This window comes from Pseudovibrio sp. M1P-2-3 (assembly GCF_031501865.1).
GTDB classification, from domain to species: domain Bacteria; phylum Pseudomonadota; class Alphaproteobacteria; order Rhizobiales; family Stappiaceae; genus Pseudovibrio; species Pseudovibrio corallicola.
On sequence record NZ_JARRCW010000002.1, the window covers coordinates 1 to 21,350 of the forward strand.

At 43.1% G+C, this 21,350-nt stretch carries 17 protein-coding genes and 1 pseudogene; 4 read left to right on the forward strand and 14 right to left on the reverse strand.

Features of this window, described 5'->3' with window-relative positions; genetic code table 11:
• The coding region (locus P6574_RS20545) for a DNA polymerase Y family protein (RefSeq protein ID WP_455429064.1) at positions 1-987 on the forward strand (987 nt) is incomplete at its 5' end.
• 9 nt (positions 988-996) lie between these two features.
• On the opposite strand, the gene P6574_RS20550 is transcribed toward P6574_RS20545, so the two are convergent.
• The gene (locus P6574_RS20550; RefSeq protein WP_310622212.1) at positions 997-2,040 is read right to left on the reverse strand and encodes a replication protein RepA; all 1,044 of its coding nucleotides are present in this window, start codon (positions 2,038-2,040) and stop codon (positions 997-999) included.
• Positions 2,041-3,465: 1,425 nt separating this feature from the next.
• On the opposite strand from P6574_RS20550, the gene P6574_RS20555 reads away from it, so the two are divergent.
• On the forward strand, positions 3,466-4,056 hold the full coding sequence (locus P6574_RS20555) for a hypothetical protein (RefSeq protein WP_310622213.1): 591 nt from the start codon (positions 3,466-3,468) through the stop codon (positions 4,054-4,056).
• A 226-nt stretch (positions 4,057-4,282) separates the two neighbouring features.
• Here the strand turns inward: P6574_RS20555 and P6574_RS20560 are convergent, their stop codons facing one another.
• The 10 genes and pseudogenes from P6574_RS20560 to P6574_RS20605 form a co-directional block, all read right to left on the reverse strand.
• A complete protein-coding gene (locus P6574_RS20560) occupies positions 4,283-6,730 on the reverse strand; it encodes a TraM recognition domain-containing protein (RefSeq protein WP_310622214.1) in 2,448 nt (815 codons plus the stop codon).
• A 284-nt stretch (positions 6,731-7,014) separates the two neighbouring features.
• Positions 7,015-7,146: pseudogene (locus P6574_RS22195) on the reverse strand (IS21 family transposase); the annotation flags it as partial.
• Positions 7,147-7,321: 175 nt separating this feature from the next.
• Positions 7,322-7,840: a metallophosphoesterase family protein gene (locus P6574_RS20570; protein ID WP_310622216.1), complete on the reverse strand. Its 519-nt coding sequence runs from the start codon at positions 7,838-7,840 to the stop codon at positions 7,322-7,324.
• 48 nt (positions 7,841-7,888) lie between these two features.
• The gene (locus P6574_RS20575) at positions 7,889-9,196 is read right to left on the reverse strand and encodes a type II toxin-antitoxin system HipA family toxin (protein WP_310622217.1); all 1,308 of its coding nucleotides are present in this window, start codon (positions 9,194-9,196) and stop codon (positions 7,889-7,891) included.
• Between the two features lie 5 nt (positions 9,197-9,201).
• Entirely contained in the window at positions 9,202-9,417 is a 216-nt protein-coding gene (locus P6574_RS20580; RefSeq protein ID WP_310622218.1) for a helix-turn-helix domain-containing protein, read from the reverse strand.
• 165 nt (positions 9,418-9,582) lie between these two features.
• The gene (locus P6574_RS20585; RefSeq protein ID WP_310622219.1) at positions 9,583-10,224 is read right to left on the reverse strand and encodes a GNAT family N-acetyltransferase; all 642 of its coding nucleotides are present in this window, start codon (positions 10,222-10,224) and stop codon (positions 9,583-9,585) included.
• A gap of 131 nt (positions 10,225-10,355) precedes the next feature.
• Entirely contained in the window at positions 10,356-11,762 is a 1,407-nt protein-coding gene (locus P6574_RS20590; protein ID WP_310622220.1) for a UvrD-helicase domain-containing protein, read from the reverse strand.
• The gene (locus tag P6574_RS20595; protein ID WP_310622221.1) at positions 11,755-13,467 is read right to left on the reverse strand and encodes an ATP-dependent nuclease; all 1,713 of its coding nucleotides are present in this window, start codon (positions 13,465-13,467) and stop codon (positions 11,755-11,757) included. The genes P6574_RS20590 and P6574_RS20595 overlap by 8 nt, the downstream gene beginning before the upstream one ends.
• 191 nt (positions 13,468-13,658) lie before the next feature.
• Entirely contained in the window at positions 13,659-14,555 is an 897-nt protein-coding gene (locus P6574_RS20600) for a DUF5671 domain-containing protein (protein WP_310622222.1), read from the reverse strand.
• 397 nt (positions 14,556-14,952) lie between these two features.
• The gene (locus P6574_RS20605) at positions 14,953-16,488 is read right to left on the reverse strand and encodes a Fic family protein (RefSeq protein ID WP_310622223.1); all 1,536 of its coding nucleotides are present in this window, start codon (positions 16,486-16,488) and stop codon (positions 14,953-14,955) included.
• A gap of 569 nt (positions 16,489-17,057) precedes the next feature.
• Between P6574_RS20605 and P6574_RS20610 the strand changes: the two genes are divergently transcribed.
• On the forward strand, positions 17,058-17,240 hold the full coding sequence (locus P6574_RS20610; RefSeq protein ID WP_310622224.1) for a hypothetical protein: 183 nt from the start codon (positions 17,058-17,060) through the stop codon (positions 17,238-17,240).
• Positions 17,241-17,344: 104 nt separating this feature from the next.
• Here P6574_RS20610 and P6574_RS20615 read toward each other — a convergent pair whose 3' ends face one another.
• The 3 genes from P6574_RS20615 to P6574_RS20625 form a co-directional block, all read right to left on the reverse strand.
• Positions 17,345-17,749 (reverse strand): helix-turn-helix domain-containing protein, encoded by a 405-nt coding sequence (locus P6574_RS20615; protein WP_310622225.1) that lies wholly within the window; start codon positions 17,747-17,749, stop codon positions 17,345-17,347.
• A 186-nt stretch (positions 17,750-17,935) separates the two neighbouring features.
• Positions 17,936-19,249, reverse strand: coding sequence for an NAD(P)/FAD-dependent oxidoreductase (locus P6574_RS20620; RefSeq protein ID WP_310622226.1), 1,314 nt, complete (start codon positions 19,247-19,249; stop codon positions 17,936-17,938).
• Between the two features lie 17 nt (positions 19,250-19,266).
• On the reverse strand, positions 19,267-20,193 hold the full coding sequence (locus P6574_RS20625) for an AAA family ATPase (RefSeq protein ID WP_310622227.1): 927 nt from the start codon (positions 20,191-20,193) through the stop codon (positions 19,267-19,269).
• Between the two features lie 268 nt (positions 20,194-20,461).
• Here P6574_RS20625 and P6574_RS20630 point away from each other — a divergent pair, with 268 nt between their 5' ends.
• Positions 20,462-21,334, forward strand: a complete 873-nt coding sequence (locus P6574_RS20630; RefSeq protein ID WP_310622228.1) for a toxin co-regulated pilus biosynthesis Q family protein — start codon at positions 20,462-20,464, stop codon at positions 21,332-21,334.
• The last annotated feature ends 16 nt before the right edge of the window (positions 21,335-21,350 follow it).

Genomic DNA, 21,350 nt, shown 5'->3' on the forward strand with positions numbered 1-21,350 from the left:
GTGTACCAAGCACGCCAACTTTGCCCGTCAATTGTGTTTCGTCCCTCACGTCATCAAATATATGCGCGTGCAAATAGAAAAATTGCTCAAGTTATTGATGAGATAGCTGAATTGGAACGTGTACGCCCAATTGACGAGTTCCAAGTTGCACTCAGCCCCAACCAGAGCAAACAGGCGGTAAAAACAAAAATAGGGCCAGAATTACGCTGCAGTATCGGATTAGGTCCCAACCACCTGCTTGCTAAAATAGCCGGTAAGCTTTCAAAGCCAGATGGCCTGCAATGGCTTAACAAAAATAATATGCCTGCTCGTTTGGAGAATATTCCTTTGGAAGCACTTCCAGGAATTGCTCATGGCGTTCGCAAGCGCCTCTATTATGCCGGTATCTTTGACGTACCCAGTCTTTATAAGCTGGATCCACGCCATGCCCGCCTGATATGGAGATCAATCGAAGGGGAAAGGTTTGTACGATTATTACAAGGCGAAGATATACCGGTTCAAGAGACCAAAAGAGGAAGTTACGGAAACTCAAAAGTACTAGCTCCTGAATACCGTGTGTTTGCTCAGGCCAAATTAGTTGCCCGCTGGCTCACTGAAAAAGCTGCTTCTCGTTTACGAAGAGACCATTATTGTACAAGGAAGGTTATGCTTCAATGCAGATTTTTACCCGGAGGCGGTTGGTCTGGCCAACAGAGCTGCCCAGCTACTCAAGATACTTTGATACTCTTAAAAGTTTTTGAGGAGTTGTGGGCCAAAATGCTTTCCCATGGAAAAGCAGCATTGGTGGGGGCGGTCTCTGTGCAACTATTGGAGATAATGCCGTTATCCGAGAGGTCAGGGGAGCTCTTCTTGCCACTAGAAGCAGGTAAACAGAATGAAAGAGAGAGGCTAGCAACAGTCATGGACCGTCTCAACCGTAGATACAAACGCCGTGTGGTCCAATTTGGCGATCAACATCAACATCCTGGATTTTTTGAAAAGAGCTAAAAATCTAAATCACCTCCTCCCCATCAGGGAAGGGGGTGATACCTGTCGTTTAGATGTTTCTATAGCCTGCTTTTCTGGAATCTGAAAAGCAGGCGCTTTTACAGCATAAAGCTTATCTGTTTTCAGTGCTGGGGGAGATGGTTTCAAAATGATTCCGTTTCTTGGATCCACCTCTACCCGAGCATCTTGATACACGGCTAATACTTTTGGCAGCCAATCATCTTTAAATTTGGCTTTGAATTGTGCCAATGATTTAAAACCGTGTCCGTGCTGGGCATAAATCCCACGCCACGTTATTGGAACATCCTCAGTGATATGATGTAGGCGATAACATAACCATGTGTATACATCGATTGCGATTGATGAGTTTTGCAATGCAGCAATCGCTCTCCCCTCCACCTTTAGACGGTGATTAATGAGAGTATTATAAAAAGATTCAGAAAGTACTGCTGTTGGGTTTGAACTGGCAAGCCTTGTGTTTATAGACATTTCCTCGACGATATTTTGTCTTTGGATTTTTTCAGTGCCATCATCTCGTATGTAGCTTAGGCTAATACGGCATGCAGCAATCCGATTTGCCTGTTCTAAGACCTGTGCTCTGCTTTTGCCACCAGTTGAGATGCCCATTTGGGTCATCCACTGCTGCATAGATGTACCTAACTGGATTACTGGCCCATTTTGGATCGCTTTACTCTGTAGGTAAAGCATGATCAATCTTGCTCGGGACCCATATGGAACTCCGTATTGTATGGGTTCACCATCTTCACGAGAGTACCCTGGCTCAATCATAATTGATAAGCCGGCGCTTTCACGATCCCAAATTTGATCAATGCTTTTAAGTTGTCGATGGGGAAATATTGAGACAAGGCCGAAGCCAGAGTATAATGTCTGGGCTACGTCAATTTTTGATTGCTCGTATTGTTGTTTTATGTCTAGAGCTTTTTTTTCGGAAGGAGTTGTGGCTTTTTTTTGAGCATAGTCATCGCCAAATTTCATTGCGATTTGAACTATATTTTCCTTACCGTCTTTAACGGGATTGGCTCTTTTTGCCATGGGTCAATCCTTGGGTGAAAATAAACTATGTCCTATCAATCAGTAAAACTTTTGCGAGAGTCAACCGTGACAGCAAATGCGCTCGCCCGCGCAAACAAATTAGAAAATTATAAATTTGTTGTTTAATTAGTATGTATCACTAAAGTCCCTCCATATATCACTAAAGTCCCTTCAAAATGGCCATATTTATCACTAAAGTCCCCTTTGTATCACTAAAGTCCCTTCTATTAAATTTGGGCAATGCTGCTGTTGATAACATAAGGGCAAGTGTAGGATAAATCTCCAATAAGCATTTGATAAATAAAGATAATAGTTATAAACAGTACGTAACTTAAGTCTGTTAATAAGTGCAATTATCACTAAAGTCCCGATTATCTCATCAGTTGTGTCAATATACTGTGGATACTGGTCAGGAAAAGGTGAGGGGGCTAAAATTCCTTCGTGATATCCAGAAACCATACCGAAGATATATCGGTGATTCACACCTAGTTCCTATCCCGTTGATATTACATGAACACTTGATTGGAGGCTTCCTGAAAAGGTCCCTTGGTGATGAAACAGAGATTCATATGGCACCCTTACAAATTGAGATTCACGTAAAATGCCGGAAGTTTGAACACGAATTATCACTAGTGAGAGTTCCTTAATGATTTATGGCAGGGTTCCCAGAAGGGACTTTAGTGAATACCCGAAATCAGAAAAGTCATAAAAACTCCATCGAAAGGGGACTTTAGTGATGTAAATGATGAATTTCCCATGAATTTGGCTGTTTTTCCGATGAAGAATGAAGGGTAGGGACTTTAGTGATATATTAATAAATAACTAATATAAATCAGATAGATAAGCGGTGTATGAAATGGGTATTACTGGTCTACTCAGGAGTTGTTTAGGCCTTTTTGAATGAAATTTACGGCTAAGATCCCATAAAAAAGGGACTTTGGTGATAATTTCATCCGAAAAAGTAGCTTTCTCGATCAGGAATTTGATAAAAACATGATTTGGATGATTAGAAATTGGGATGAGTTCAATAAAAAATAGAAAAACCTAGGCAGTACACTGAAGGGACTTTAGTGATTAAACAGTGTAAGTTATTGATATATATATTATAATAAAGTTACGCATGCCATCATGCACAAAGTGCAGGACTATTAGTAGACCGTCTTGGGCTTAACGGAAATTTGTATTGCTGGTTTCGGCTTGTCACAATGTGTCAAATTAAAAGTGTGTTAACACATTGTAGCGATTAGAGCCAAGAAGGGACTTTAGTGATATTTTGAAAATTATATATATTATACAAGTAGATAAGAGATGTTTTAGAGCTATGCCATATCCAATTGAGTTATGAAGCCGCGGGAGGCTACGTGAATGAATGGTAAACTAAATTGATAAAATGCGGTCAAATTGTTGAAGTATGGGAACGTTTAAATGAGTTTTGGATCACGTGGGAAATACCACAATGTTGGTTTATCAGACCGCTCCAGATTAGCAGCGACACCACGCCAGCGTATAAAGCTTAGAAATTTGACCGGCCGCCACATAGCCGGATTAACTCGTGGTCAGGCAGCGGAGTTGATCGAAGAACAGCTGGAACTACGTCAACAAAAACAACGCCCTCTAGATCAAATGAGTTCTGTTCTATTTCAGGCCATGGTTGAGAAGGCAGTAATGGCAGCAGATACTGCAGGGGATGTGTGGCAGGAGAAGCCAATAAGTGTCACTGCGATCTCAGCCTACAACAAAGAAAAACAGGAAATATCAATCTCAGGGCCTATTGGTTGGGCTTACCTAGAAGTTTCTGACAAACGAACAAGTTTTTATAAGTGGTTAAAGACTAATAGGTTGCTGGAGGCAAAAAACTCTAAGGTAAAACTTCCATATAAGTATGCCGACACATATGACTTGAACTTACAGATCGAGTGTTTGCGCGCGGCATGGTCAGTTTTTCAAAGTTCGTCAAATACATCTGGACTTATGCTTATGGCTATAACTGAGGATGAAATCTTAGGGCAACATTGATACTTTAATGCCCATGGGACATTAAAGTATGTTGAGATTATGTAGAAAATTACCCTGCAGCCTTGTTGTAAATCCATGACTCTTAGGTGTCAGATGCTAGACTAATGTGGGGGAGATCCTAACATGGCGGGCTGGTCAACAGGCCCACTTCACGAGGTACTGGCACGTGGTGTCCTCCCATAAGAGAATGAAAATCCCTTGAGCTTCAACTTTTTGAGGAATTGCATTAGTGATCGACCTTTTCGTCAAATAATTCATCTAAGTAATTCATGAGTATCATGCCACTTTTTGAATCAGAATTACCTTCCGTCTGGTCTTGCTCATTCTCAATATTCTCCCATAGGTCCTGAGTGGTTTCAGCTGCCTCGGACAATAAATCATGATCAGGTTTTGCTGGATCGTATTTATCTGTTCCAATAAGGCGTGTATCGATGTCCTGAGGTGTTACCATGTCATCAGTGGAGTAATTAAGCTCAGATACCTTGTTTAGTAGCCCGACATTGGGCTGTTCATGAACATTGATTGCGCTTTTTTCGGTCACATTAATAAATGCTTCATGAGGGATATCAGAAATGAAATCCGCGCCAAATTCTGGTTTCTCTATTGCAGCTTTAGGAGCACTTTGAGAATTGACAGCCTTCACTGCTAGTGCAAGTTTTTCAGTCTCTGTGGCCCCCCCTCCTGAGAAGAGGCTCAATGCAGCGCAGCTAGTTTCAATGGGTCTACGTTTACTGTCTTTACACGACCGAAGCTTTTGTAGGGAAACAGTCAACAGACCCATATCTGTTTGGGGGTTGGGATTCTTTGCGGTAGCCACGGCATTTTTCGAGATGAGTTCCGTGAATTTCTTATTAGTGACACGGTTTATTATCTTCGGTAAGACTTCCTCAGATTCAAGAACTTCAGGATCTGGTGTCGAAACAGGGATCAAAAAGTTTGTGCGCAGGTACAGCTTTTTCTTGTCTACTGTGTGCTCTGGTCCTGCGTAGAACAGCCGGGAACGTATGACCGTATCCCCGTTAATAACGGTAGCTTCACCTGTATTTTGGCCACGCAGATCGAGGTTGTCTACTCTATTAACCTCTGTGAGTCCTGCATCGCCGGGATCGGTATAGCCGCCGGTCAAGCCTGAGGTTGATCTTTTTAAGTTAGTACCTTGTGCTCGGTGGGCTTTACCACCTGCTGCAACAGCCATATCAACGGTGTCTTCATCACCAGTTTTCATTATAATCTGGGTGTTGGTGTTAGCAAGGATGGAACCTGCAATTTTGTCATTTAATGATTTCATTGCGGTGACATCTTGGGCACCGTAAACAACCATGAATCCCAAGCCTCTAGCCTGTGCTGCGATCAGGTTCATTCCATCTACTGTATAATAGCCCACTTCGTCAAAGTTGATGAGAAAAGGAGAAGCTGAGTTGGTGGCTCGGTCTTCTACAATTGTTTGCCAAGACCCCTCTACTTCACTTCCAAGGTTGGCGCCCATCATTACCTTCAGGTTCGAAATAATGATTTTACCAAGTGCAGCAAGTTCGTCTGTTGCCTTTTCTAGAGCAGGAAGAATGATAACCAGTAGACGTCTATTTAGGACAACATCAGTTAGATCAATATCGCCAGCTGATGCACCAAATATATGGCCATAGTCACTACTTAGGAGGGAGAACACCTTTGTAAACTGCATAACTTGATAGCCATGCTGTTCAAGAACAGTTTTGTCTTGGTTGGGTCCTAATTTATCATTCCATCCTGGAAGGTCCTGTAGATAGTCTTTGAGTGCTTTTCTAAGATCCTGAGGTAAATCTTTATTTAGGGTCTCATCGGCTAGCTCGTATAGAGCTTTCAAAGTGGTTGCGTTTCTAATTACTTTTGCGTTGAGCTCTAGTAGACCTTGATCGCGTTTCCATACCAGAGGCCTGATGATGGTTCCAATTAATGTTGTTGCCCTTTCCTTCCACATTGGATCTGACCCAGCATCTGCCATTAGGCCAATAATCATTTGAATGATGTTTTCAGCTGACCCTGAGGCGAAAGGGTTCATTGTATTTGTTTTTATACGGCCATGGGTCTTTGAAACACTTTTGTTCCCCGTCATATAGTTTAGGAGAAGTAGATCATCCTCGCGCCCCATTCGGCGAGCCAGGGCATAGATACTAGCAAAAAGATCAACATCACCCTTACCGTCACAATATAAGAACCCCGATCCCCATAAGATTGCATTACTTGCGAAGCTGATCATTACTTGGGTTTTACCAGCTCCGGTTGTTCCAAGTACGAGAAAGTGTTGTCGGCAGTCATCATTAGTAAGCCAGATTTCAAGTCCCGTTACCTGCTCATTTCCTAAATAGAAAATACCTTGGGCTTTTGATGGCCGCCCATCTTTAGGGCTTATTTCGTTCTTGTCGATCCTGTTTGCTTGAATTGGTAGTTTAAAGGGGACTTTTTCTGGTCTGGACTTAGCAAACAACGCTAGACTCAGAGCAATGAGGAGGGCAATATCAGCTGTACCGGGTACAAGAAAACCTACAAGTGCTAGAATAAAGAGTAGAGTTACAACAACCTCTCTTTTATGAAGAGAGTCAAATATTTTTTTGGAAACAGGCCGAGCATCACGAGTAATATGCTGCTGCCGTATTTCCTGCGATCCTGTTGTGCCACGAATTTCTTTATATGCCATAATGTGGATTGCCCAATTGAAGACCAAATTTATCCATAAATACCGGACTAATTAAAATAATTATAGGATTAAATGTGAGTTCCTAGGATATTTCAGGTTGTATCTTCATCCTAAGTTAGGTTAGAAAGGTACATGTTGTCGTCTCCTATGCTAAAAGCTTTGACATCATGTTTTTGTGATATGCTGTGTGCACTTAAAACTGTTTTTAAGTGCACACTTTTTTAGTAATATACGATAACTTGGCCGCCACATGCATTTTAAGGCTGCAATATGACAATGCAGAACAGTCTCTGGTTGTTACAGTAGTGTCCCCATAGAAATCGGGAATGCCCCAGAATATAGGAAAACAACCAGACTTTCCGCGGTATTCCCGGCTCACTGGTAAACTCTACATTAAACTCGGCAAAGTCCACCTGTGTCCCTTCAGGAAATACAGATGCGCTGCGAACGTGGGAAATATTCAAACAGCCGCTTGGGGGAGAATACATCCAGTACTAACGTCGCGCACCTTCTTTGGTTCCCATTTCTTGTCTCCGCGCAACAATCTAAGTAATATACTTGATTGTCCGGAAACTGGGGGGAACTCCAGAGTTATGCGAACTTACTGCGTATCTGGTTCACACTCACTGGGTAGTAGTTCCAGCAATCTACGCCCACATCCGTTGATCGATCATGATCTGGTAGGGAGCCATGTGAATGGCCAAAAAGGTGGATAGAGCCATGGTGGTCTTCCGGCCAAGTACGCCAAGCATAATGACACATGAAGTAGGTCTGCTTATTATGCTTGAAACGTAGCTGATTGGTTAAAGCCAATTCAGGTTGTCGAGCATCATGTGAAGTCCACGGAAGAGACCTAACTTCTTGATTGTCATGATTGCCGAGAACAAGTGATTTTGATCCATGCAAGCTTTCAAATATTCCGTGTAGACTTCCGGGAGGGGCTTTAAATGCAAAATCTCCGAGAACAAATACATGATCGCCTGGCCGAACCACAGCATTCCAGCGCTCAATAAGCTGTGAAGTCTGGTCTTCAGAGTTAGCAAAAGGTCGGTTGCAATGCTCTATAATGGCGTCATGACCAAAATGCGTATCCGCAGTAAAGAAATACAATATTGCCTCGTTGTTTGAAGTTTAAGATCTTGAAACCTATCTGTTTATTCACGGGCTAGGACGGCGCGGTATGCGAGGTGTGGAATTCAAATTTTCCTTTTGGTGGTATTCAATTAATGAGAGTATCTTGCGAGATCTAGATTGGATTTTTTTGTCAATTGTTTGTAGCACAGGGGACCTCTCACCTTTTTGTTGATACTCTTCCAGAAGTTCCTTGGATTTAGTAGATGTCTGTATTGCAAGTGCTTGCAGCTCTTTGATTAAAGTCTTCTTTGCTGCAGCAGTATCCGGTACCAATGAAAACCAATGTTTCAGGGTAATTTTGTGGGGCTGATATTGTGCCAGCATACTCATGGCCATATTACTGGTAAATTGAGGATAGATCGTGGTGCTTATAACATCATAGACCGGTGCCAACTGAGGTTTATCTTTATCATATATTAAGGCAAAGTTTTTGCCATGAGCGTCAGAGTTTCCGGCCAAATAGTTAAAGATCACCATTTGTCTGAATGTTAAAATGTCTTGTGCAGGGCGGCATGAAGCTTTTTTTATTAGATCCATTGAATGGGGTAAGCCGGGGCCTCCATCCGCTTCATATTTGAGAGCTGGTGGTACACTCATGGCCTGACAAAAGTCCTCTTGATGGAGTTTTTGTATGCTCCCGTCAACCTGTTTCAGCCGATCGTACCTTTCAATGAGCAAAAATTGTATATCTCCGGCTGTTGACTTTGATACAGAGGGGACGTTTAAGCCGACCCGTGCAGCTAATTCCATACAAAATAATTCATTTTCTACGGTGCCACTTAACCCTTTGATGTAGGGCTTTAAAATATGGGTTGTGGGCCTTCCTTGTTTGGGAAGAGCGATCTCATTATCTACAATACATACGGCCAGTTTATCTTGCGCGCCTGCAAGTGACATCCTGATCCCCTGTTCCCCCCCAAGGAGTGGTTTTTGTCGAAGTAGCTGGAGGAGTTCGTTCAAACGCTTCTCGCTAACAAAATCGACTTCCGAAGATGAGAGATCCGGGGGAGATGAGCCTGATGGCAACAAAGATAAGGCTCCTGCGCATTCGCCGCCTACCACTTCTAAAAGTCCAAATTGATTGTCCTCTGAAAGACCGAGTGTACGCGCAAGCCGGCGCCTTGCCTGTTCATCAGGTAGTAATCCTGAGAAAAATGGAGACGCTATGTGATCAGGATACGGTTCTTCTCGAAGAGGCATGGAGAAAGAAATGGGTGCTGAGTGCCTGCTCAAATAAGCCCCATCATACGTGAAGGACATCCGGGCCAATTCATCTTGCGTGAGCCGGCCAATAATTTCATTGATCAAATAAACATCCAGTTCACGATCCATATCTTTTATGAGCTCCTTGATTTTACTTCTATCGATAGTCCAAGTGCCTGCATAACTAAAAATGCTAGTCCTATTTGACAGCTACTCTTTCCGGTTTCGAGTTCGCGGATATATCGGATACCTACGCCGCTCACTGAAGACAGTTGGTTTAATGTTAAGTGTTGTGCTTTCCGTTCTTTCCGGATTGCAGAACCGAGATCTACATGGTTTTCGATTTTCATAATTGTCCCTCTCGGGACAATATTAGATAAAAAATAGAGATCTTCAAGAAAAAATCCCGTTCGGGATAATTATCGTTAAATACTGAAGTTAACATCAAATAAGTACCGATCGGGATTCATTGCAGTACCCACAACATGTTTGTAATTGAAATGCACATAGGGCTATCATCGCCTTGTACATACTGTGAGTTTTGATGGATAACTCTCATTTTTGTGGTCAGTTTCATAGATCAAAGTATCATCAATATGTTCTATAATATCTCGAAATTCACTATCATCGGTTAGAGGTATTGGGGCCGGTGTTGGATGGTTATTGAGGCCCATTACTAAGATATCTGCTACGTTATCAATATCTTCAGACAGTCTGGTTACATCATAGGCAGGCTGAAATCCAAGAGACTTCCAGAAAGGCATGGTATGGCCGCTACCAAGTGCAGCACTTCTGAGCCTAACACGTTGAATAAGGGATGAGGCTTGCGCCATGGTAGACTTGGCTAGCTGGGTTCCAATTCCTGTACCACGTAAAGATGGAGGTACATACAGCATATCAATATAAAGAATGCTCTCATCCTCCCATGCCTTAATATATGGTTGGGTTGAGAATATATCTTCAAAACCTTTCTCAACCTCAACATGTGCTGGCCATGGGAAATCTCTCAGATCCAAATGTATTCCTGAGCTATAATTGAACTGGAATTTCTCTAAATATTTTTCTAGTGACTGTGCTTTGATGAGGTCTAAATTTTGAGTAATTTGGTTAAATTCAAGAGCATCTGTTGCGTAAAGTGCCCTTTTATTGAGCTTCATAAGGAGCTCATTGAGCCGTTCATAATCGGGTTCGTGGTGAGCCGACTTGTGATCCAATTATACCCCCTCCGTAATCTTTACTTTTTCCCTGCCTAGTATCAGATTTCTTTTGCAAGAATAAAGAGGTAAATCTATGAAGGTTGCAAGGTGGAACTAGGAGAGCATACCAATATACGTTTTGCACCTCGCGTGAGGGCAACATAGAGATTTTGGGCATTTAAGGACTGGGTATCAACGATGACCACTTGATCGGCTTCCAGTCCCTTTACCAAAAGAGTGCTGCCGACAGCTCGCTTACCAATGGTACGGCTATAGAAGCGCCTTTCTTCGCGTATCTTAATAGCGCGTTCTTTAATATCGTTTGGAGAGGGCGATGAATTAAATGCCTTGAGTAGCCCCCGAAAAACATCCTCACGATAGATGGACACTCCGGGTTGTTTTGAAATTGCGGATAACATTGCAGCAGCGTATTTAGGCGTTCTACTCCTATCAAAAGTGAGGATTGCCTGCTCAGCCTCATTCGGAGGCTTACGTGCAGTACCGGACTTTAATGAAGTGAACCTTTTGATTGTTTTAGATACCTCTACGCTTCGGAGGATATCTCCAGCCTTTCTTATTAAAGTCTCTGTTGCCGTCTTGGAAGAAAATTCATATGTAGATACGAAGTCAATGAGATCGCTCAGTTCTGCATTTTCAACAACAGTGCTTCCCATCGTTGATCGTGCGATTTTTTGTTGCCTTCTTTTGTTCGTGCTATCACAAATAATTATAGAAGAGGTGATGCCATGTGGCATAGAATGAGTTGCCTCAAGTATTGGTGGCATGTTGGCGCTTGATGAAATATTGACCCAGGTAGCTCCAAATGGAGCTTGAAGTAAGTCTATGGGCTGCCCCATCAAAAGGTTAGACCTGATTGATAACAACCAATCTCCTAAGTCCTGCTGGCCGGCATTAATCCAACGATGGGGTGTCGATAATTCAGTTTGAAGCGGAAAATCTTGTAAAACTGTTTGGTCCCAATCTATCTGGGTATCGCCAAAATCGAATATGTTTTGAAGAGGGTCGCCAAACACGCAAGTGGGTAAAATCTTAGACAGCTCATTTACAATAGCGTGCTGTGTTGCCAAGCAGTCTTGGTATTCATCGACAAACAAGTGCTCGTAGTTTGAGGCAATAAGTTCACTTATGTGCTCCTTTTTAAGAAGGGACAAGGCAGCCGCTTTTATGGCTGGGTAATCATTTTTGGGGGTGGATAGCTGGAGCGTTTTTGATGTTATTCCGCTCTTTTCAGGAAACATACTTACAATACGCATTGCCCAGCCATCGAGTGTGGCTAATGCGTAATTATTTCGTGGTACAGCTTGTTGAACCAATCTACTTCGTAAAGCTGCAACCCCTGCATTTGTGTGCGTGAGCACGAGAATAGGTTTTGCAGTATGCCTAATCTTAAGACACTCGGTAATAAGGTGGGTTTTACCACAGCCAGCTGGTGCGACTATTGATCCCTTGGAAATATCCAATGCTGCGAGTTCAAGCATTTTGCCAATCCATCCATTTCAGAAGAGCGTCAATAACTTCCCTGAATGATTCATCAAGCATGGCGTAATTGGGTGCTATAATTTCATTTGCAACATATTCGTACCTATCAATTGACTTAAACCATCCGGCGCCAGCCTTTGCTGTTTTACCTAGAATGGTGACAGTCTCTAGTGAAACAGATTGATCATGAAGCTCGTGCCTTATGGTCTCAAGGTTATAAGAATTACTGGATTGGGATTTAATTTGATCATTTATTTTTGCCTCTCCAACTTCTGATACTGCATAGTTCAACAACTTTTCTAAAGGTAGATCGTCTACACTTTGGAAGATCGCATCTTCAAGAGCCCATCCGTTTGGCCATTTAAAGATGGAGCCACCGTTATTCAGAAAACTTTCTTCCCCATATTGTTCAAGAGCACGATCACTGTCCATAAAGATAGCGGTCCGGAAGCCCAAACGTAAGAATTCATTTGCCTTGGGAAGTATCCCAGAAGTTCCACCCGCATCGACCAGACTAACTCCAAGAATTTCATGTGATTTATTTCGTCCGTGTCCTATGCCCCGTATGAAACCGATTTCTGATTTACCTTCACAAATCACGATGCTTTTGGCCAAAAAGGCCTCAGGAGCTGTTCGTAGGATGGCTTGGGATGTTTCCAATGGCTCTATAACGGTTAGCTCGCCACTTGAACTGTTTTTTCTAACAATGGTAAGCTGACTATAAGTCAGTTCACGCAGGACAACCGGAGAGTGGGATGTCGTAAAAGTCTGAAGTTTACTATTTTGATCCTTTGACCCTAAATCACTTAAAAGGCGCCGGATACGATGAGGTTCCAGGCCGGTCTCAACTTCATCTATCAGTGTTATACTAGAGCTATGGGAAGCTTTTAGAGCAAGTCCTGATATGAGAAGCGTTTTCGAGCCTGTTCCAAGTGAGGTGAGGGGAACACTTCTCGCTCCATGAAGGGCAACTGCTCCCGCCCCAAAGCTGACCGCATTGGCATCAAGCAGCGCGGATACACCGTCACCAATTTCTATTCCAAGAGATTCTGCTGTTTCATCTACAGTATTCAAAGTGTCGGTGAGTTGAGCATTTGCTGTACTACCGAAATCCTCGCGTGCTTTTCTCGCAGAGCTGGATAGGGCTGCAGTAAGATCAGGACTTTCCTCAGTTAGTTTTTGGAAAATTGAGCCCTTACGCCAACTCATGTGCCAATCTGGATGGGTACCTAGTCTCAATGGTGATATTCGTTGTCGATCATCCCAACGTAGAAAACGTTGAATCCCTTTTTCTTCTGCGCGCCGTGATACCAAGGACCATTGCGGTTCAAGGTCACTTTCAACCTTTAGTTGGATTGCTAAACAGGCCTCTAAACCAGCTTCTGGTTCTTGGAGTACCTTATGATTTATATGATCGTAGGCTTGTAAAAAGTCTCCATAAATATCGAATGTCATAAGTTGCTCATCTAAATCTCCAAGAGCAATCCTAATAATTATAGGTTTGTGAGTCTCCAGATTATGGAAGTCAACATCTGAAAAGCTATAAGAACGTCTGGCGCCCAGACATAGGTCGATAGCATCCAAAATTGTTGTTTTTCCCGAATCTCCACATCCAATCAAGCAGTGTAAGCCGGGACTTGGGTACCACTTGAATTTTTTGATTGATCTGAAATTCTTAATTCCAATTGCCCGAATTTGTGACATTGAATCTAATGCCTATCAATTACATACCTCAATCCAGAATCGAGACTCAACAAGTATAGTATGTAATGATGGTCAGTTCATATACGGAATGGGCAGACTATGTTGAACTTGACAGCATCATTCATAGTCCGCGCCATCAGCCACCTCATGGTAGATGTATTGCACAGTCATAATGTGTATGCCTACCTGTACTACTGTTTGGCCTTTTTGATAGACTGTTTCACACAGTAGGTATTGCCATTGAGTGTCCCTGATAGGCCAGATAAACGAAGGGGATCGGAAACTTTAATGCATAACTGGAACCAGTTGGATGACAAGCGGTGGTATGTAATGGCGGCTGCATAGCCTGAGAGGGATTGCGGGTTATTTGCACAGCTCATGGGATCTAGGCTGGCTGGCAGCTCAGCTGCTTTGATGGTCAAGCATTGGGTAACCTCACGCTGCAATGTTCGCAAGTCTGATAGACGTATACGGTCCAGATATTCTTTGCGGCCTTGGGCAGGTCCGCCAATCGTTGCAAACGAGAGCAGCAGCACGAGGACTGCTAAGCCTGCCGGTAGGACATTCGCTAGTGATCCGGCGCGGGATGTGGTAGCGGCACGTTCTTGTCTGAAGTAATAAATGACAACGCTTGAGATCACCGCAAAGGCAGCGGACTTGGCTATAAACCGCGCAGTGACATCCCCATCCAAAAAACGATACACTAAGTAGATGGCATCACACAGCAACGTTAGTGAAGCAACAAAGATGGCAATCGCCGTCAACCATTTGCGAAATTCGCCGTGTTTTTGAGCAAAGTTATCTGTATGAACCCGCATATCTCGAACATGCAACCACACAAATAGGGGCGTGAAGACAATTGAGGCGGCCATGGACCAACGCTGCCCCTTAAGACTACCATACGAATGAGGTGTGGTTGGATCAGGGATCCAGAGCGTAATTTGCCCCAGAAGCATTATCAAGGTATTGATGATCACCATACCAAATGCGGTAAACAAAATTGAATAGAACAGTGCTTCCCATGCAGCAGTTGATTGCTGGGGTCTCGGTACGGCGCCACTTAGTTCACACCGTGCCCAGCTGTTCAAGGCTGCGTCTACTTCTCCTCGGGACCACTTATTATCTAACAAACACATGCGTATCTGTTCGTTGGATAGACCCTTATTGATAGCTTGGTGGACAAATTCAGATAAGACCTGCGATGGTTTCATGGTGCCCCACGATAACTCCAATTTCAGAACGGTTTCGTCAGCATACCATTATATTATGTGTTCCGGTCCAGACCATAAACCCCAGCGCTCACAACTGCCGTTCCACAAGATGTGCCGTATGGGACGGTGTGGGCCTGCCAAACACGCAACTCGGCGGCTTGGTTGCAAGATAATAGCTTCCACATGGCGTAAGGATTTAGCTGGGCAATGTTACATTGCTGCTCTGTCTGTATTGCTTGCTGCACTAATATTTAGAACCCAAATCGCAGATTAACTAAATTCGCGCAAAGCTTTCACGGTAAACTGCCTCAACCTGATGAATTTCTTCAGCCGTCAGCCCCTGAAACTCCCTTTCCATAGCGCGTTTTGATAGTTTGCCCGCATTTTGCTTCAAGAAGTTAAAGAGCAAGTCGATCATAGATGCGGGCATTTCGACCACCGCTTCAATTTTGGTTTTGAAAAAGTCGTAGTTTTCGAGGAATGCGGCCTGCTCTGGCAGGTCTTTTTCTATTGTTTGCTGAACGCAGTTATAGAGGAACTCGGCGTGTGAGGTTGCGTCGAAAAAGCGATAGAAATCAGCAGTGTCGTTGATGACCTCTACATTCATGCCAATGCTTGGTTTCCACTCAATGAACGGCAACAGTCTTTGAGAGTATATCTCCAACACCTTGCGATAGTCATCAATCCGCTCCAGAATTGCGGAAGAAACTGGAAACACAATGCCAGGCGGATTAAAGCCTCGCGTTGTCAGAACGTGATGGATGAGGTAGCGATGAATACGGCCATTCCCGTCTTCGAAGGGGTGGATATAGACAAAACCAAAGGCCAGTGACGCAGCAGCCAAGACAGGGTCAAGAGCACCTGCATACTTGTTATCAAACTCGATCAGCCCTTCCATCAGCCCAGGTAAATCGTCATGCTTGGCGCTAATATGCTCTGGCAGTGGCAGGCGCGTTTCGGGTTCATGCTCCCCCACGAAGCCGCCTTCATGGCGTAATCCAAGTTTGATGAAGCGCTCTTTCCCAATAACGATGTGCTGTAAGCGCAAAAATTCATCCATATCAAGTGGGTGTTTTCCTGCCTCTCCTATGGCTTTCCCCCATCGCTGGATGCGGTTATGGGGCGGGGCCTCACCTTCAATGGCGTAGCTTGATTTTGAGTCTTTCAAGAGTAGGAAAGCTGCAGTTCTAGCGAGAACACCTGCGGACAATTTCCCAACAACGTCTTGCGCTTGTTCATCAAGCTTTGCAGCCACATAGTGCTCCAGCTTTTCCGTACGGCGAATGAGCGGGCAATATTTGTTTGAACCGGTCAGGTTGTTTCTGACGCGGTGGCGCGTTGATGTGGAACCGCGCGCCCCCCATTGCAATTTCGTATCTACGATATCGGCATAGGTTCCAGCTTTAGCGTCGGGAAGATTGAGCTGCTCATCAAGTAGCCATTCGTATAAAAACCAAATGCGGCGCATATAGCGACTGGTTGGCTTCGCTCTGATCAGCTCTTCTATTTCTCCAGTCGGTAACGCATGGAACAGCTTTTTTAAGAGCGCTAAATCCAACCCTTCATATTTCAGCGCAAAAACGAGATGCCCTTCAAGGGTTGCAGCAGGCTCATGGCGTGGAGTGTATATTCGCCAACCATTCTCTTCATATATTTTGTGCCGCGCGCCAATGGCTGATAGAGTGAACGGCAGTGGAACCTCTAGCTCAAAAGCTTTGATCAAAGCGGCATACCCCACGGGCAGAGCAGGTTCTGGAAGCCTGCTTTCGTGAAAAATATTGACTGGCTGTGAAAAGAAGGTCTGGGGCATGGCACGCGTGAAAACCCATTACAGAATGTGAATATTGATATACATAAACACTATTATCATGAATTTTGATTACTTTCAGTGTTTTTTGTTCTAAACTGACACAACGCTTGAAAAGCTATCACGGCTGCTGAACATTAAAGGGGCACGGGTATACGGTAGGATGGGTTCTAACTAATGAGAACTGGTATAACACAACATCATTTATGGTTGTTACGTGCACCACAAGGAATCTTGTGAGACGAATTTGGAAGGTTAACTACCACAACGGAGGGACCGACTCCGTGTGTGCTGTATATGTTCTAGCTGTATGGTCCTGAGAGGAGGTAGAATCAACGTATCGTTGTCTGGCGGGAAAATAAAGGGATGCCTCCTATAATGGAGAGAGGTTCTAGAGGAAAAAGAACAAATTATGTGGGAGAAAATATATCAGCGCCATTTTAAGTTCCATAAAAAAGATTATCCGACTTTTATATGGAAGAACGGTATTTTAGACCCGTAACCTTCCAGAATTGCTGCACTTGTTGGAATGAGCGACCCTGTCAAGAAATTCATACGGGAGCTCTTATCTGATGGTTACTCGAGAGCGGTATCTTTGGACAGTCCACATCCTTGTTCGCTCCGATGGTGAGCGTCTGCCGATGGTGCTCGACGCCAACGGCGTGCCCGCCCATTATCCCACCTGCCTAATCCTTTCAAAGCGCGCCAAGCATCTGGCGTATTCAACCCTCTATGGTTATCCTACTGCGCGATGATAGAGTATATATATGTTGACCAAATTTCTGCTGGTAGGACTTCATAGATAACCGTGGACGGACTGTAGAGGTGTTTTATATTCCGTCCTAGATGACGAAAAATGCTATGAATCTTGACTTACTTTTGAAAGCTCCTTGGTTAAGGATAATATGCTTTTTTGTACATCACTACTGCATTTTTTAAAGTTGTTGAGTAATTCAAAGGCACCACTGATTGCTAAAAGCTCGCTTTCCTTGGTTTTTGAATATATTTCAACTCCATCAAGTTGGGAAATACCCATAAAAAAATATGATACTTCCACATTCAAATGGAAGCTGATTTTAAATAATCGGTCAGAGGATATCCGGTCAATGCCATGTTCATACTTTTGGACTTGTTGATGTGAGATACCAATAAGTTTGCCTAACTGGGGCTGAGATAATTTTATCTGTGTACGTCTGATACGTATACGAGAACCAATATACCGGCCGATATAGCTCTCTTCCTCTGTTTGGTTTTTTCTAGGCATTTATCCTACAATTCTGGGAGTACTCAATGGGTGAGTTTGAACTCATTCAAGTTTATGGCTTTAGAAAGAGAAGTTATTCCCTATTACACTGGTGATAAAAAACTAGCATGTGCAATGAATGTCTATCTCAAACGATCCTATTTGGGCTTATGCCCGATCTTGGAGCATAAAATTGCCTAACTATAATCAGCTGCCATCTTCTAAAAGGCCTAAGTTTGAATTTATCTTAATTTGTTGTGAATTGGGGTAAGGAGAATAATCTTGGGAAAGATTTTCAAGGTTTGTGATCCACTGGAATGCTCTATCACAATCGTTACTTGGTCCACCTAATTGTTTTGAGGATGTTTCACAATCAAGTTTCCAGTCAGTGACACTTTTATTGTGCTTATACCATGAAGAGACAACTTTATGTAACATTGCCGCTTCCTTTTTGTAATTTAGAGTGACGTTAAAGTTCGCACTTACGTCCCCCTCTATTGCCCGAGAGGCCGCCCTGCCCCGCATTAAACCATAGTGACACGCAAGTGTTACACCTTGACTTAAAATTGGATCGAGAAACAAAGCAGCATCTCCAGATAAACTCCAATTCTTTCCGTGTAATTCTTCAGAGGCATATGCATAATCTGGATGCTTATAAAATTCGTCTAGAGGACGATTATCATAAGTTCTCATCCCATTTAGGGGGCTTCCAAAAAGAGCTAGTGTCTTATCGAATATTTTCGTGCATCTCGGTGTGAGTGATTTCATATCTCCGGGGGCGCCGACGAAACCGACACTTGTTAACTCCCCCCCGGCTGCTCCAAGATGTATAAACCACATCCAGCCATAATCTGAGCTTATAATATTTGTACGGTAGGGTGAGAAGCCATTACTCATGGCTGTGTCCCAGCATATTGAATTTGAGTAGAAATATTTTGCAACTTTTGGCGCTGAAATTTTTTTACGTATTGATAGCCGCTTTGATAAGAATGCTGATTGTCCAGTACAGTCAATATAGTGTTTCGCTTTGATTTTTAACCCAGTTCCAGTTGTTATACTTTGGATATATGCATCCCCAAATTGACCGCGTATGGCAGCGTGTTTCGCTTTTCCCTCGATGAGGGATGCCCCGGCCCTAAATGCTTCTTCAAGCAATATCCTGTCAAATTGGTGACGGGGGACATGAAGGGCTAGTCTACCTTCATCCACTTTTAACTCATTAGGATAATTTAAAGAATTGTCACAAGGGTAATCGACATACCATGGTATCCTGCTCTCACCCCATACATATGCAGCCCCTATCTTAGGGTGAAAGTTCTGCTTCAAAACCGCATCTAAGACCCCTGCTTCTTGCAAGGTATATATGGTTCCAGTTAGCAATGCTTCGCCAATACGATGAGCGGCTGATGTTTCTTGTGACAAGAGGGCGACATTGATATCTGGATTTTCTTGTAAGGCGCCGATTGCGGCCATAGTGGCTGCAGGTCCGCTACCTAAAATTAGGATGTCTACTATTTTCATTATAGAGTACTCAATAATTAGGCCATGCTTGCTCTAGTTTTAGGCCAGGCTTCAAGCGCTTTATTAAGATAGAATTCATCTGTATATTTACCATCGGACATATATTTTGCGCGCGAAACAGATAGTACGAATTCTTCCGCATCAGCATAGTTTTCAACCTGAAGCATAATAGCGACCATTCGCAGATTCACAGTTTCTGGAATAGAAATACCGTAACGTGGCAAAGCTTCCTTTAAGTACTGCGTATAGTTGTCATAATTAGGGGCAGGTAGGCGTATCCTAACCTTTAAACGCCTTCTCAAGGCACTATCAAGGTCGCCATGGAAGTTTGTTGCCGCAGCTATAATCACATTTGGTGGGACTTTATCGAAAAGTGTTAGCAACGTTGTTACAACTTTTGTATCAGATCGCCCTTCACGTGATTGGCCGATAGCATCAATCTCATCAAAAAATAGTATACAATTTCTTTCGGAAACATAGTTGAAGATTTCACCGATTTTATCTAGATTTTCGGTTTCATTTTCACTAGCCAGTGCTTCATATCTGACAAAGTATAGTGGCAGATCCAAAAGATTTGCCAGAGCTTTCGTTATTTGAGTTTTTCCGTTACCGGGTGGACCAATAAACAGTAGAGTATTTCTTGGTTTGATACCAAATTCACTTAACTTATCTCGTGAATTATACTCTTCTGCAAATCTTCTAACTTCACTTCGAGTTTCCTCCGATAAGATGATACTTTCTAGGGTGGCATCACAGGAATGCCTGGAAAGTGCAATTGGAACTTGTATCCCATCCGACATTTTTTCTATTCGCTGTAGGACACGTCCATTGGCCTCGTGAATTAGGGTGTATTGTTGATTTTCGACTGTTTCCTGTAAGAAAGCCTGAAATAAGTCGATTTGAGATTTAGATAACCCATCTAATAATTTATCAAGATCCAACATAAAGAACGGTTCTTTCACATTTATCCTTAAACAGATGGATGAAATCTATTTTATATCTTCCATCTTCACGAAAATATAGATAAAAAATAGACGAATACCGCTTTTCAGTAAAGGGTATCGATCACTATTAATTTAGCATCCTAATGGGGTGAGTCCGTCTGTTGCATAAAAGGATAATATACCTTATTCACTTTATGAATAGATAAATATGCCAGTGATGTGGTTAGATATGGTAGGCCTGCGCGGGTGGTAAAGGGTTGTATTGCAGATGATGTCGTTTAGTCAAAAGATAACTAAAATAGTAGTCTCAGGTTCTATTGCTTTCCTGAGCACAGCTGCTGCAGCATACGATGGTTTTGGGAAAGATATTCCGCTCTCAATGGCAATGTCAAAACTAGTTCCGGCTGGGTGGAGAATTGACTATGCAGATGGAGTTGACAACCAAGCTTTAGTATCATGGTCATCTGCAAGTAGTTGGAAAGTTGCGTTAAATAAAGCGATCATAAAGCATGGTTATGCTGTTCACTACGAGAGAAATCGCTTGCTTGTTGTTCCTGCTAAAATATCTGCAAGTGGTGACAATGTTTCGAATATGTCGAGCAGCGTAGTTCGTACAGACACAAACTCTGCATCTCCATATGCCTTTCCCTCTTCATCTCGTAGTAGTCAGACCATGAGAAGGACAAATACATCTTCAGAATCTGAAGGTAAGTCAAGGAAAGTTATTGGTGGGGCTGGTTTTTTAATGACACCATATCACCAAGCTCAAGTAACTGAGACATCTGGACATTGGCGGCGAGGTTGGATGCCGTATGCCGGTGTTGATGGCCTTTCCAAAGGCGATGACCTGCCGCTTGTCGAGGAAATTCAAGGGGACTTGAAGAAGTTCCACATTATAAACGGACTAGGTTTACGAACAACTCTAGATGAATGGGCGTCTAAGAGTGGTTGGAAGCTTGTATGGGATAGCAGCTACTCATACCCAGTATCGGCGAGCGCAACCTACGTTGGAAATTTTGATGAAGCATCTACAGCACTAATTACTGCTATGGGCAATGCTCGTCCTGCGATAACGATGACTGTTTTTGAGGGGAATAAAGTCGTTGTTATCGGTAATGACGCAGCTGATGATGTTAATTAGAGTATTAGGATAAATC